This is a genomic window from Devosia sp., from assembly GCF_014860165.1.
In the GTDB taxonomy this organism is placed as follows: Bacteria; Pseudomonadota; Alphaproteobacteria; order Rhizobiales; family Devosiaceae; genus Devosia.
The window spans coordinates 22,384-34,063 of sequence record NZ_JACZKG010000080.1 but is presented as its reverse complement, the minus strand read 5'-3'; the positions used below and the strand labels follow the sequence as shown (position 1 = coordinate 34,063).

The following is an 11,680-nucleotide window of genomic DNA, read 5'->3' as shown; positions in this document are numbered from 1 at the left end:
TTCCGGCCTTCGCCGGAATGACCCGGTGGGTGGGCGGGATCGGGACAAGGAGCAAACACATGGCCATTACCCAACGGGGTGAAATCGACGCGGTTATTGGCGGGGAGGTCAGGACGCTCTGTCTGACGCTGGGGGCGCTGGCGGAGCTGGAGAGCCGGTTGCAGGCCGGAGATCTGGTGGGGCTCGCCGAGCGCTTTTCGGGCGGGCGGGTATCGGCGCGCGACCTGACGGCGATCCTGGGCGCGGGGCTGCGCGGGGGTGGCACTGCCATCACCGACGATGACCTGGCGCGCCTTTCCATCGAGGGCGGGCTCAAGGGCGCGGCGGAGATCGCGGCGCGGCTGCTCAAGGCGACCTTTGGAGATCAGGCATGACGCCATTTCCGTGGGAGGCGACGATGCGCTTCGGGCTGGGCGTGCTGCGGCTGCCGCCGCGCGATTTCTGGCGCATGACGCCGCGCGAGCTGGCCTCGGCCTGGGGCGCCCTGGTCGGCGATCGCGGGCCGCTTGATCGCAACGAACTCGATGGATTGATGGAGCGCTTTCCCGATGGCCGATGATCTGTTTCCCGACAGCTTTCGCGACGAACTGGATAGCGTTTCGGCCGAGCTGGGGCGCATCGGCAACCTGGCGGACAACGTGGCGCGCTCGATCAGCGCGGCCTTCCGCGGCGCCCTGCTCGAGGGCAAGTCGCTCAAATCCATACTGGGCGATATCGCCCGCAGCTTTGCCGATATTGCGCTCAAAGCCGCCATCAAGCCGCTGGGCGACATGGTCGGCGGGCTGATTGGCAACCTGTTTGCCGGAACCAATCCGGCGCTCGGCAATGTGACACCCTTCGCCAAGGGCGGGGTGATCGCGACGCCGAGCTACTTTCCGCTGGCCGGTGGGCTCGGCCTGGCGGGGGAAGCGGGGCCGGAGGCGGTGATGCCTCTGGCCCGCGGCCCCGACGGGCGGCTGGGCGTAGCCGGCGGTGGCGGCGCGGTGAATGTGACGTTCAACGTAACGGCGAGCGACGCACGGAGCTTTGCGGCAAGCGAGGCGGAACTCAGCGCGATGCTGCTGCGGGCGGTCAAGCGCGGGACAAGGGGGAGCTAGGGGCAACCGCAAGCCCGCGCTCAAGATTGCTGCGCTCCGCAGTTGTGAGACGGGGCCCGCTGACCGAACTGCCAGCCAGCCGCGAAGGCGGATTGGCGTGCACAATCTCCAGTTCGCCGAGCTTGGCGCGGAGAATGCGCCGGAAGCGGCTTGCATTGCGGTTCCCCCACACGCCGAGGAATTCGTTGGTGCCGAAAACCTGCCCGAACGTCATGTGGCCGCCGAAATAGCGGTTGAGGACGGCAACGCTTCCGAACGCCTGGATGACGTGCTCGCCAGCGGCAGCACTGCAGACCGCGCCCTGCGCATTTCGAAACAGGTAGACCTTGGGCGGCCCCTCGGACTGCCTCAAGACGTGAATTCCCGCGGGGATTTTCCCGAGGAAGAGAGGCGATATGACTTTCCATCCCATTCGTTTTCCCCTCGATGTGGCGCTGGGCGCACGCGGCGGGCCGGAGCGACGGACCGATGTGGTCACTTTGTCGTCCGGCGGCGAGCAGCGCAATGGGCGGTGGCAGCATTCGCGGCGGCGCTACAATGCCGGTTATGGTGTCAAGTCGCGGGCAGATATGGCCGCCGTGCTGGCCTTTTTCGAGGAGCGGCGCGGGCGGCTACATGGGTTTCTGTGGCGGGATGGACTGGATTTTTCCAGCGGCGGTGCGGTGCCTGATGCGCTGGACCAGCCGATCGGGATCGGCGATGGCAGCCGGACCGGCTTTCAGCTGACCAAGCGCTACGGCGCGGCGTTCGACCCCTATTTCCGGCCGATCACCCGGCCGGTGGCCGGCAGCGTTCGGGTGGCGGTTGATAGTGTCGAGCTGATGAGCGGCTGGAGCGTCGATGTCGCCACGGGCCTTGTCGGCTTCACGGTGCCCCCGGCCAATGGCGCCGCGGTGACGGCGGGCTTTCTGTTCGATGTGCCCGTGCGGTTCGACACCGACCGGCTGGACGTGGAGCTGACCAGCTTCGATGGGGCCGAGGCGCCCAGCGTTCCCTTGGTGGAGATCTTGCCATGAGGGTGCTCGATATCGGGCTCGCGGCCCATGTGGCGCAGGGCGAAACGACGCTGGCGACCTGCTGGAAACTGCTGCGCCAGGACGGCGCGCTGCTGGGCTTTACCGATCACGACCGGGCACTGAGCTTTGGCGGCACCGATTTCGTGCCGGCGTATGGGTTGGATGGCGGCGAAGTGCCGGCCCGGCTGGGCGCGCAGGTGGAGACATCGGAGGTGCTGGGGGTGCTCAGCGCCGACGCCATCACCGAGGATGACATCCTGCTCGGGCGCTATGACGGCGCTGTGGTCGAGACCTGGCGGGTCAACTCGGCCGATGTGAGCCAGCGCGTGCGGCTGCGGCGCGACACGATCGGCGAGATTATCCGCGAGGATGGCGTGTTCCGGGCGGAACTGCGCTCGGCGCAGCAGGGGCTGAACGCGACGCGCGGGCGTATCTATCAGGGGCTGTGCGACGCGGCGGTCGGCGATGCGCGCTGTGGTGTGAACCTCATGGCGCCGGCCCTTCGCGGCTTTGCCACGGTGACTGATATCGAGGATGACCATCGCGTGGTCGTGGCGGGGCTCGGTGGCTTCGGCGAGGGCTGGTTCGGCTTCGGCGCGGCGCTGTGGACCGATGGGCGGCGGAACGGTTTGCGCGATGGCGTGGTGACGCATCAGCGCGTTGCCGGTGGCGATGTGCTGGGCTTTGCGGTGTCGCTGGGCGACTGGGTCGTGGTGGGCGACACGCTCGAGGTGACGGCCGGCTGCGACCGGCGCTTTGCCACCTGTCGGGACAAGTTCGCCAACGCGGTCAATTTCCGCGGATTTCCGCATATTCCGGGCAGCGACTTCGTGCTGCGCCATCCGCGCAATGGCGATGCGCTGGACGGCCGGGCGGTGGTGAAGTGAGTGCGGACGCGGTGGTCGCGGCGGCGCGGATGTTTCTGGGCACGCCCTATCGGCACCAGGCCTCGCTGGCGGGGGCCGGATGCGATTGCCTTGGCCTGCTGCGCGGCGTGTGGCGGGCGCTCTATGGCGCCGAGCCGATGACCGTGCCGGCCTATCGGGCCGATATTCGCGACCCGACCAATGCCGGGGCGCTGCGCCGGGCGGCCGAGGCGCTGCTGGTAGCGGAGGCGGGCCCTATGGCGGCGGGGCAGGTGGTGCTGTTCCGGCTCGGCGGCATGGCCGAGCCCAAGCATTGCGGCATCCTGGTGAGCCGCACGCGGTTCATCCACGCGCAGGAGCGGCTCGGCGTGGTCGAGGCGGATCTGACCGAAGCCTGGGGCAGGCGGGTGAGCGGACGGTTCCGGTTTCCGGGCTTGTAACGACAACTGGGTCATCCCCGCGCAAGCGGGGATCTCCGTTTCACACTGCTTCAGCAAACAGAAATTCCCGCCTGCGCGGGGATGACTCCGTGATGGGGACGATTTGACATGGCCACACTTGCGCTGTCCCTGGCCGGGCAGTTTGTCGGCGGCTTTGTGGGTGGGCCATTTGGCGCGACGATCGGGCGGGCGCTGGGTGCGCTGGCGGGAAGCGCGGTAGATGGGCTGCTGTTTGGCGAGAAGGCGGAGCGGACGGGCAGCGATATCCGGCTGCAGGGCTCGAGCGAAGGCGGGGCGGTGCCGCGACTTTATGGCTGGAGCCGGCTTTCGGGCAATATCATCTGGGCCCGCGACCTCGAACTGCTCGGCGGCGAGAATGCCGGCGCCAAGGGCTTTGGCCAGGAGCAGGACGAGGATGTGGTCGGCGCGAGCTTCGCCGTGGCCTTCTGCGAGGGCGCGGTGCACCGGCTGGGCCGGATCTGGGCGGATGGGCAATTGCTCGACACCCAGGGGCTGACGCTGCGCTTCTATCGCGGTACCGAGGATCAGTTGCCCGATGGGCTGATCGAGGCCACCCAGGGTGGCGTGGCGCCCGGATATCGCGGGCTCTGCTATCTCGTGGTCGAGCAATTGCCGCTCAACCGTTTCGGCAACCGCATCCCGCACCTGTCAGTGGAACTCTGCCGGGTGGTGGGGGACCTGGAGCCCAGTATTCGGGCCGTGACGGTTATCCCGGGCGCGACCGAGTTCGGCTACGACCCGGCGCCGCGCGTGCGCATTGTCGGGCGGGGACAGACTGCGGGGGAGAATACCCATCTATCGGCATCGGTCAGCGACTGGACCGCGTCGATCGATGAGCTGATGGCGCTCTGCCCCAATCTCGAGCATGTGGCGCTCGTCGTGGCCTGGTTCGGTAATGACCTGCGTTGCGGCCACTGTGCCATCGGACCACGCGTCGAGGCGGCGGAGCGGTCGGTGCTGGGCGCCGACTGGAGCGTCATGGGACTGGGGCGCGGCGACGTGCCCGTCGTTTCGACCCATAATGGCGGCGCGGCCTATGGCGGCACGCCGAGCGATGCGTCGGTGCTGGCAGCGATTGCCGACCTCAAGGCGCGTGGACTGAGCGTGACGCTCTATCCCATGGTGATGATGGACGTGCCTGAGGGCAATGGCCTGCCCGACCCCTATGGCGGGGCGCAGCAGGCGGCCTATCCCTGGCGCGGGCGGATCACCTGCCATCCGGCACCGGGGCGGCCGGGTTCGCCCGACCAGACGGCGGTGGCGGCGGCGCAGGTGGTGACATTCTCGGCGGCCTATCGCCAGATGGTGCTGCACTATGCCGGACTGGCCGTGGCAGCCGGCGGGGTCGATACACTGATCATCGGCTCGGAAATGCGTGGGCTGACCACTGTGCGCGGGGCCGGCAACAGCTTTCCGTTCGTGGATGCGCTGGTGACGCTGACGGCGGATGTGCGGGCAGTGGCGGGGGCAGGGACCACCCTGACCTACGCGGCGGATTGGAGCGAATATTCGGGCTACCAGCCCGGTGGCGGCGAGAAGTTCTTCCATCTCGACCCGCTCTGGGCGTCGCCTCACATCGATGCCGTCGGCATCGACAACTACATGCCGCTGGCGGACTGGCGGGACGGGCAGGGGCATCTAGATGCGGCGCTGTCGGCGGCGGGCCATGACCTCGACTACCTCAAGGGCAATATTGCCGGCGGCGAGGGATTTGACTGGTTCTATGCCAGCGATGCCGACCGGCAGGCGCAAATCCGCACGCCCATTACCGATAGCATTTATGGCGAGCCGTGGGTGTGGCGGGTCAAGGATATAAGGAACTGGTGGAGCCAGGCCCATCATGATCGGCCCGGTGGGGTGCGCAGCGGGTCACCCACGGCATGGGTGCCGGGATCCAAGCCGGTGCTGCTCACCGAGCTTGGCTGCGGCGCGGTCGACAAGGGCGCCAACCAGCCCAATATCTTCGGCGACCCCAAGAGCGCCGAAAGCGGGCGGCCGTATTTCTCGACCGGCACGCCCGATCCGCTGATCCAGCGCCAGGTCTTGCGGGCGCATCAGGCGTTCTGGCGCGACCCGGCCAACAATCCCTCGGGCATGGTCGATGTGACAAGGATGTATCTCTGGACCTGGGATGCGCGGCCCTATCCAGCCTTTCCCGGGCTGACGGATGTCTGGGCCGATGGCCCCAACCACCGCAACGGCCATTGGCTGACCGGGCGGCTGGGCGGCCTGGCCAGCGATGAACTGGCGACCGCCATCGCTGCCGAACACGGCGTGACGCTGAGTGCAGAACCGGCGGCGCCACTGGTGGGCGGGCTGGTGCTGTCCACGGCCACGACGGCGCGCGAGGCGCTGGAGCCGGTAATGGCGGCAAGCGGGCTCAGCCTGCGCAACCGGGCAGGAGGACTGCATCTGGGCCTGGCGCGGCGCGGCGAGATCGTGACCTTGGCCGTCGAGACGCTGGCGCAGGGGGACGGACCGAGCCTGTCGCGGCGGCGGGGCGACCCGGCCGAGGCACCGGGGCGGCTGGCCCTGACCTATCTCGACCGCGAGCGGGACTACCTGACCGGTACGGTGACGGCGCTGAGCCGCGCCGATGGGCCGCTTGTGGCCGAAACCAGTGCGATGACTCTGGATGCCTCGGGGGCGCGGCTGGCGGCGGAGCGAATGCTCGACGCCCGCAGCGGCCAACGCGAGACTCTCGATTTCTCCCTGCCGCCATCGGCGCTCGCGCTGGAGCCCGGCGACTTGGTCGAGATCGAGGGACTATCCGAGGGGCCGATCGAAATCGCCGAAATCCGCGATGGACTGGCGCGCCGGATCACGGCCAAAACCCTGCCATCGGGCACGGCGGTGGCGACCGGCATCGACCGGCCGCTGACCGCTGGTGCCGGGCCGGCCGTCCGGTCATTGCCGCATCTGGTGGCGGCGCATCTGCCGCCGTTGCCGGGCGATCCGGCCCGGTCGCGACTGGTGGTGGCGGCTCATGCGCAGCCCTGGCCAGGCAGCGTGCAACTGGTGGACGATACAACCGGCGCGTTGGCGGCGAATCTGCCGTGGCGCGGCCTGCTGGGAACGGTGGCGTCAGCCATGCCGCCGGGCCCGACTGGCGTTTGGGACAATGGCAGTGCCATCGAGGTGACGCTGCTGGCCGGGCATTTGAGCTCTGCCGAACCGCTGGCGGTGCTGTCAGGCAGCAATCGGCTGGCCGTCGAAACCGATGCCGGCGGCTGGGAAGTGATCAGCTTCGCGCAGGCCGAACTGGTCTCGGCTGGGCGCTATCGGCTGACTCGGCTGCTGCGGGGACTTGAGGGAACCGCGGCCGGGACGGCTGCCGTCGGCAAGGCGGTGATGGTGCTCGACGGGCGGACGAGGACATTGCCGGTCGAGCAAAGCTGGCTGGGCGAGACCAGGGACTTCCGCGCCTATGGTGGGGCGACCGACGTTGATGGCGTGGCGCTGGCGGTGACGACCGATGTTGGGCCGGCCTTGCCGCTGGCCCCGGTGCATCTGCGGGCGCGGCGGGCCGCCAATGGCGATGTCTCGATCAACTGGGTGCGGCGCAGCCGCGCCGATGGCGATGGCTGGGGTTCTGCGGACAGCCCGCTCGAGCATATGCCGGAGGGCTATCGGCTGACGATTTTCGACGGCGCCACGGCTGTACGGAGCTTCGACACCGGCGGGCCTGCCGCGATCTACACCAGCAGTGAACAGGGCAGCGACTTCGGGACGCCACCTGGTGATTTCGCTTTCACGGTGGCCCAGCTCAGCCCGGTTCTGGGCGCGGGGCATGCCGCACAGGGAGAGTTCCATGGCTAGAAGCCGCTTCGACATCTGCCTCGACGAAGTGTTGCGGCATGAGGGCGGCTATGCCGACCACCCCGCCGACCCCGGCGGCGCCACCAATCTGGGCATCACCCACAAGACGCTGGCACGCTGGCGGCGCATTTCGCCGTGGTGGAAGCTGCCCAAAAGCGCCGTGCAGGCACTGCAACGCGCCGAGGCGGCCAGGATCTATCGGGCCAGCTACTGGGACCGCGTTCAGGGCGGGCAATTGCCCGCTGGACTCGATCTGGCGCTGTTCGATTTCGCCGTCAATTCCGGACCGGACCGCGCCATCCGCATGCTGCAGGCCGAACTCGACGTGGCCGCCGATGGCCAGATCGGGCCGCTGACGCTTGATGCGGTCGAGGCCTTTGCCGAGCGCAAGGGGCTGGGTCCGCTGATCGATGCGTTCTGCAACCGGCGCCTCGGCTTTCTCAATCGCCTCTCGACCTTCGCCGTCTTCGGCAAGGGCTGGACGGCGCGCGTCGCCGCGGTGCGCAAGGCGGCGTTGTCGGCCGCCGGGACGACGTCAAACCCGGCAATCAAGATTTCACAATGGAGAACGCTCATGGATATCCTCAACGGCTACAAGACCTACATCGTGGCGGCCTTCATGCTGCTGGCCGGCCTGGCGCAGATGCTCGGCATCGATCTGCCGGCGCTGGACAGCGGCTCGGCCGGCCACCTAATCATGGAAGCGCTGGCGGTGCTGTTCCTGCGCAAGGGGCTCAAGGGGGATATCGGGCGGGCGTGAGTGCTTGCCAATGACAGGTGGGTAACCCATATTCCTGGCATGAAAACAATGAGGGATGACGCATGATCAAGCGCATGTTCAGCGTCACCGCGCATTGGGATGATGAGGGCAAGGTCTTCTATTCTGAAAGCGACATCATGGGCCTGCATATCGAGGCCAAGACGATTGATGAGTTCGAATCGATCATGATGGAGGTCGCGCCTGGGCTGGTCATTGCCAATCACGTGAGCAAAGCCGAGCTCGCAACCGCCGCTCCGGAAGACCTAATTCCGGCGATCCTCTGGCAGCGCCCCACCGACAAGGCAGCGTGACTTGGTTGACGGCTACTATTCGCCGTCGTCAAAGTCTTGCGAGCCGGTGGCTTTCACTATGTGACCCATGCAAAAGGGTCCCATGAAAAGTGGGCGAACGCCGAGGGCAAAGTCCTGATCGTCCCGCGAAACTTGATGAGCCGGCATACCGCCAATTCGATTTTGCGGGACGCTGGCAGCTACATAAAACTCTAAGAGTTTGACCGCTTTGCCTCATTCATGTCCCATTCAGCAACATTGCCCTAAGTTGCTGCCATGAAAACCTTGACCTCAAAAATCCTTGCGTCGGCCGCCGTAGCGCTGGCCCTTGGTCTGGCCGCCATTGGCCCGGCGCAGGCGCAGTCCTGCCTTGATAACCGCCAGATCCAGGAGGCGGTGTCGTCTGGCCAGATCATGTCTCTGGCCGATGTGCTGGCTTCGGCCGGCATCGACGGCAGCGCGGAAGTCCTTTCCGTTCAGGTATGTGACGAAGGCGGCGGGCTAGTCTATATTATCGGCGTACTGACGCCCGATGGCCAAGCACAGAACCTTGTCTTGAGCGCGCAGTAAGACGCACCGGGGGCCTGCAATGCGTATTCTTGTTGTCGAAGACGATACCAATCTCAACCGGCAGCTCAAGGAAGCGCTGACAGAAGCGGGCTACGCCGTCGACGTCGCTTTCGACGGCGAGGAAGGCCATTTCCTTGGCGATACCGAGCCCTATGACGCCATCGTCCTCGATATCGGCCTGCCACAGATGGACGGCCTGTCGGTGCTCGAGGAATGGCGCCGCGCCGGCAAGACCACGCCGGTGCTGCTGCTGACGGCGCGCGACCGCTGGAGCGACAAGGTGCAGGGCATCGATGCCGGCGCCGACGACTATGTCGCCAAGCCTTTCCATATGGAAGAAGTGTTGGCCCGCATCCGCGCGCTGGTGCGCCGCGCCGCTGGGCTGGCGTCCAACGAGATCGTCGCCGGCTCGGTGCGGCTCGATGCGCGCTCTGGCAAGGTGACGGTCGATGGCCAGTCGGTGAAACTGACCAGCCACGAATTGCGGCTGCTGAGCTATCTCATGCATCACAAGGGCAAGGTCATCTCACGCACGGAGCTGACCGAGCATCTCTACGACCAGGATTTCGACCGCGACAGTAACACGATCGAAGTGTTCGTCGGACGGTTGCGCAAGAAACTGCCCGAGGATTGCATCCAGACGGTGCGGGGCCTGGGTTACCAGATCGCGGAAGACTAGGCGCTTCATGCGGCAGGTTCTTTGGTCCGGACGTTGGCGCGGCGCCACCTCTCCCTTTGGGGGAGAGGTCGACCCTCTTGGGTCGGGTGAGGGGGCCTTCCCCAAGCACCGAGCCAAGAAAAGGCCCCCTCACCCGGCGCTGCGCGCCGACCTCTCCCCCGAAGGGAGAGGTGAAGCGTGAGAAAAGGCTCCATTGCCGCGTCGCTCTTCTGGCTGTCCGCCGGCTGGCTGATCCTGGCGCTGGTGGCGACCGGCTTCCTGTTGACCGACCTCTATTCGCGGGCGCTCGACACTTCACTGTCCGACACGCTCGACTTCCATGTCGAAACCCTGGCCGGCGCCTTGCTGGAGGCAGGGGATCCCTCCAGTCCCGATATCGCATTGAGCGACCCCCGCTTCGAGCGGCCGCGGTCGGGCTGGTACTGGGCCATCCGCGATGCCGATGGCACGCTCTATAATCTCTCCACCTCGGTCGTCGGCATCAACCTGCCCGATATCACCGGCGCCCTGGACGGCGGACGACGCACGGCCATCATGGACGACGCATTCGGCACGCGGATGCGCGTGGTGGAACGCGCGGTGACCCTGGCGCCAACCACCTACCAGATCGTCGTTACGGGTAATCTCAGCGAAATCCTCGAACTTGTCGGCAATTTCCGCGGCCAGGCCTTCATCGTGCTGGGCGCGGTCGGGGTGATGCTGGCCATCATGAGCGCCATCGTCGCCCGCTTCGCCATGCGGCCCATCGACCGGCTCAGCGCCGCCATCGAAAGCGTGCGCGAAGGCGAAAGCGTCACGGTGACCGGCACCTATCCCCGCGAAATCGCCCCGCTGGCCGAGGAGGTCAACGAGCTGCTGCGCTCCAATGCCCAGATCATCGAGCGGGCCCGCAACCAGGTGGGCAACCTCGCGCATGGCTTGAAGACGCCCATAGCCGTGCTGCGCAACGAGGCCGCCAACAAGAAGGGCGCGCTGGCCGATGTCGTGGTCTCGGAAACCGAGAAGATGAGCACGATGGTCGCCACCTATCTCGAGCGGGCGCGGCTGGCGGCGCGTACCTCGGTGGTGGGCAAGAAGGCCGACCCGACAATGGTCATGCTGCGGCTGACGCGGGTGATGCGCAAGATCAACCCGGAATGCACCATTGCCTTCCAGCGCCCCGATGCGTCGCTGCCCTGGTTCCGCGGCGACGAGGCCGACCTCGAGGAAATGGCGGGCAACCTGCTCGACAATGCCTGCAAATGGTCCAAGGGGCAGGTGGGCGTGCGGCTCGACGCCGAGCGCAGCAATTCCGGCACCATGCTGCTGATTCGTATCGACGATAACGGCCCGGGCCTGAGCGAGGCAGACGCCGAGAAAGTGTTGCGCCGCGGTGTCAGGCTGGACGAGAAAACGCCCGGCAGCGGCTTGGGGCTCGATATCGTCAAGGAACTGGTGGATGTGTATGGCGGCAGCCTGGCGCTGAAGCGCTCGGCGCTGGGTGGGCTGCTGGTAGAACTGCGGTTGCCGACGGCGCGGCTGGGCGCCATGGCCAGGCCCAACGCAACCTGACGCACTTTCGCCGCATTGCGCCAACAAGAGCCTTCACACCGACCACGAGATTTGCACCCATGAACCGTTTCGCCCTCCTTGCCGCTCCGCTGCTTGCTCTGACCCTGGCCGGCTGCGCCAGCACGGGTACCAACCAGGTGGCGCAGGCCCCGGTGGTGATGGCACCGGTGACCCCGCAGCCGCTGGTGGCGAGCCCGGCGCAGACGACGCAGCAGGCCCTGCTGACCACGAGCGTGGCCAACGGCTTTGTCGACCCGGCGGCGCTGGCGATCATGACGGCCAAGGATTCGGCGGAAGCCAACAGCGCCCAGTTCTATGCGCTGCAGTTCGGCCGCCCCGGCGCGCCGCGCCAGTGGGCCGGCGACAAGGGCACGACCGGCACGGTGGCCGTTGGCCCCTATGTCCGGGTCAACAATCTCGATTGCCGCGACTTCACCCACACCGTCAAGGCCGGTGGCAAGGACTATGTGAAGAAGGGTACGGCCTGCCGCGAGCAGAACGGCAACTGGGCTGTGGTCCAGGGCGCCGCCTGATAACAGGGCCGCTGGCGACCGATAAGGATTGTTTACCA

The 11,680-nt window shown here is 66.9% G+C and carries 15 protein-coding genes; 14 read left to right on the top strand and 1 reads right to left on the bottom strand.

From position 1 onward, the window contains the following. The first annotated feature begins 59 nt into the window (after window positions 1–59). The 3 genes from IH615_RS20730 to IH615_RS20720 are packed head-to-tail and all read left to right on the top strand — an operon-like array spanning window position 60 to window position 1,097. Window positions 60–374 (top strand): gene transfer agent family protein, encoded by a 315-nt coding sequence (locus IH615_RS20730; RefSeq protein ID WP_291364993.1) that lies wholly within the window; start codon window positions 60–62, stop codon window positions 372–374. Then, window positions 371–559, top strand: a complete 189-nt coding sequence (locus IH615_RS20725; protein ID WP_291364991.1) for a rcc01693 family protein — start codon at window positions 371–373, stop codon at window positions 557–559. The genes IH615_RS20730 and IH615_RS20725 overlap by 4 nt, the downstream gene beginning before the upstream one ends. After that, entirely contained in the window at window positions 549–1,097 is a 549-nt protein-coding gene (locus IH615_RS20720) for a phage tail tape measure protein (protein ID WP_291364989.1), read from the top strand. Before IH615_RS20725 ends, IH615_RS20720 begins: the two co-directional genes overlap by 11 nt. Here IH615_RS20720 and IH615_RS20715 read toward each other — a convergent pair. Then, window positions 1,072–1,509 (bottom strand): hypothetical protein, encoded by a 438-nt coding sequence (locus IH615_RS20715; protein ID WP_291364988.1) that lies wholly within the window; start codon window positions 1,507–1,509, stop codon window positions 1,072–1,074. The two genes, IH615_RS20720 and IH615_RS20715, sit on opposite strands and share 26 nt — an antisense overlap. On the opposite strand from IH615_RS20715, the gene IH615_RS20710 reads away from it, so the two are divergent. From IH615_RS20710 to IH615_RS20665, 11 genes are all read left to right on the top strand, one after another. Further along, window positions 1,493–2,113, top strand: coding sequence for a DUF2460 domain-containing protein (locus IH615_RS20710; protein WP_291364987.1), 621 nt, complete (start codon window positions 1,493–1,495; stop codon window positions 2,111–2,113). The two genes, IH615_RS20715 and IH615_RS20710, sit on opposite strands and share 17 nt — an antisense overlap. Next, window positions 2,110–3,000, top strand: coding sequence for a DUF2163 domain-containing protein (locus IH615_RS20705; RefSeq protein ID WP_291364985.1), 891 nt, complete (start codon window positions 2,110–2,112; stop codon window positions 2,998–3,000). Before IH615_RS20710 ends, IH615_RS20705 begins: the two co-directional genes overlap by 4 nt. Continuing rightward, window positions 2,997–3,419, top strand: a complete 423-nt coding sequence (locus IH615_RS20700) for an NlpC/P60 family protein (protein ID WP_291364983.1) — start codon at window positions 2,997–2,999, stop codon at window positions 3,417–3,419. Before IH615_RS20705 ends, IH615_RS20700 begins: the two co-directional genes overlap by 4 nt. A 108-nt stretch (window positions 3,420–3,527) precedes the next feature. Continuing rightward, window positions 3,528–7,259 carry a glycoside hydrolase/phage tail family protein gene (locus IH615_RS20695; RefSeq protein WP_291364981.1) on the top strand — a complete coding sequence of 1,244 codons (3,732 nt, stop codon included), beginning with the start codon at window positions 3,528–3,530 and terminating at the stop codon, window positions 7,257–7,259. After that, complete coding sequence (locus tag IH615_RS20690) at window positions 7,252–8,019, top strand: glycosyl hydrolase 108 family protein (protein WP_291364979.1); 768 nt, start codon at window positions 7,252–7,254, stop codon at window positions 8,017–8,019. Before IH615_RS20695 ends, IH615_RS20690 begins: the two co-directional genes overlap by 8 nt. Before the next feature lie 62 nt (window positions 8,020–8,081). Then, window positions 8,082–8,330, top strand: coding sequence for a DUF1902 domain-containing protein (locus IH615_RS20685; RefSeq protein ID WP_291364978.1), 249 nt, complete (start codon window positions 8,082–8,084; stop codon window positions 8,328–8,330). A 36-nt stretch (window positions 8,331–8,366) separates the two neighbouring features. Next, the gene (locus IH615_RS22275) at window positions 8,367–8,525 is read left to right on the top strand and encodes a type II toxin-antitoxin system HicA family toxin (protein ID WP_366485385.1); all 159 of its coding nucleotides are present in this window, start codon (window positions 8,367–8,369) and stop codon (window positions 8,523–8,525) included. 60 nt (window positions 8,526–8,585) lie between these two features. Then, entirely contained in the window at window positions 8,586–8,879 is a 294-nt protein-coding gene (locus IH615_RS20680) for a hypothetical protein (RefSeq protein WP_291364976.1), read from the top strand. 19 nt (window positions 8,880–8,898) lie between these two features. Next, the gene (locus IH615_RS20675; protein ID WP_291364974.1) at window positions 8,899–9,558 is read left to right on the top strand and encodes a response regulator transcription factor; all 660 of its coding nucleotides are present in this window, start codon (window positions 8,899–8,901) and stop codon (window positions 9,556–9,558) included. 177 nt (window positions 9,559–9,735) lie between these two features. Further along, complete coding sequence (locus IH615_RS20670) at window positions 9,736–11,109, top strand: HAMP domain-containing sensor histidine kinase (RefSeq protein ID WP_291364972.1); 1,374 nt, start codon at window positions 9,736–9,738, stop codon at window positions 11,107–11,109. Window positions 11,110–11,168: 59 nt separating this feature from the next. Beyond that, the gene (locus tag IH615_RS20665; RefSeq protein WP_291364970.1) at window positions 11,169–11,642 is read left to right on the top strand and encodes a hypothetical protein; all 474 of its coding nucleotides are present in this window, start codon (window positions 11,169–11,171) and stop codon (window positions 11,640–11,642) included. Window positions 11,643–11,680: the final 38 nt, after the last annotated feature.

Excerpts from the sequence above, each read along its gene's own strand:
- IH615_RS20730 (WP_291364993.1), top strand. The coding sequence starts at position 60 with ATGGCCATTACCCAACGGGGTGAAATCGACGCGGTTATTGGCGGGGAG.
- IH615_RS20725 (WP_291364991.1), top strand. The coding sequence starts at position 371 with ATGACGCCATTTCCGTGGGAGGCGACGATGCGCTTCGGGCTGGGCGTG.
- IH615_RS20720 (WP_291364989.1), top strand. The coding sequence starts at position 549 with ATGGCCGATGATCTGTTTCCCGACAGCTTTCGCGACGAACTGGATAGC.
- IH615_RS20710 (WP_291364987.1), top strand. The coding sequence starts at position 1,493 with ATGACTTTCCATCCCATTCGTTTTCCCCTCGATGTGGCGCTGGGCGCA.
- IH615_RS20715 (WP_291364988.1), bottom strand. The coding sequence starts at position 1,509 with ATGGGATGGAAAGTCATATCGCCTCTCTTCCTCGGGAAAATCCCCGCG.
- IH615_RS20705 (WP_291364985.1), top strand. The coding sequence starts at position 2,110 with ATGAGGGTGCTCGATATCGGGCTCGCGGCCCATGTGGCGCAGGGCGAA.
- IH615_RS20695 (WP_291364981.1), top strand. The coding sequence starts at position 3,528 with ATGGCCACACTTGCGCTGTCCCTGGCCGGGCAGTTTGTCGGCGGCTTT.
- IH615_RS20690 (WP_291364979.1), top strand. The coding sequence starts at position 7,252 with ATGGCTAGAAGCCGCTTCGACATCTGCCTCGACGAAGTGTTGCGGCAT.
- IH615_RS20685 (WP_291364978.1), top strand. The coding sequence starts at position 8,082 with ATGATCAAGCGCATGTTCAGCGTCACCGCGCATTGGGATGATGAGGGC.
- IH615_RS20680 (WP_291364976.1), top strand. The coding sequence starts at position 8,586 with ATGAAAACCTTGACCTCAAAAATCCTTGCGTCGGCCGCCGTAGCGCTG.
- IH615_RS20675 (WP_291364974.1), top strand. The coding sequence starts at position 8,899 with ATGCGTATTCTTGTTGTCGAAGACGATACCAATCTCAACCGGCAGCTC.
- IH615_RS20665 (WP_291364970.1), top strand. The coding sequence starts at position 11,169 with ATGAACCGTTTCGCCCTCCTTGCCGCTCCGCTGCTTGCTCTGACCCTG.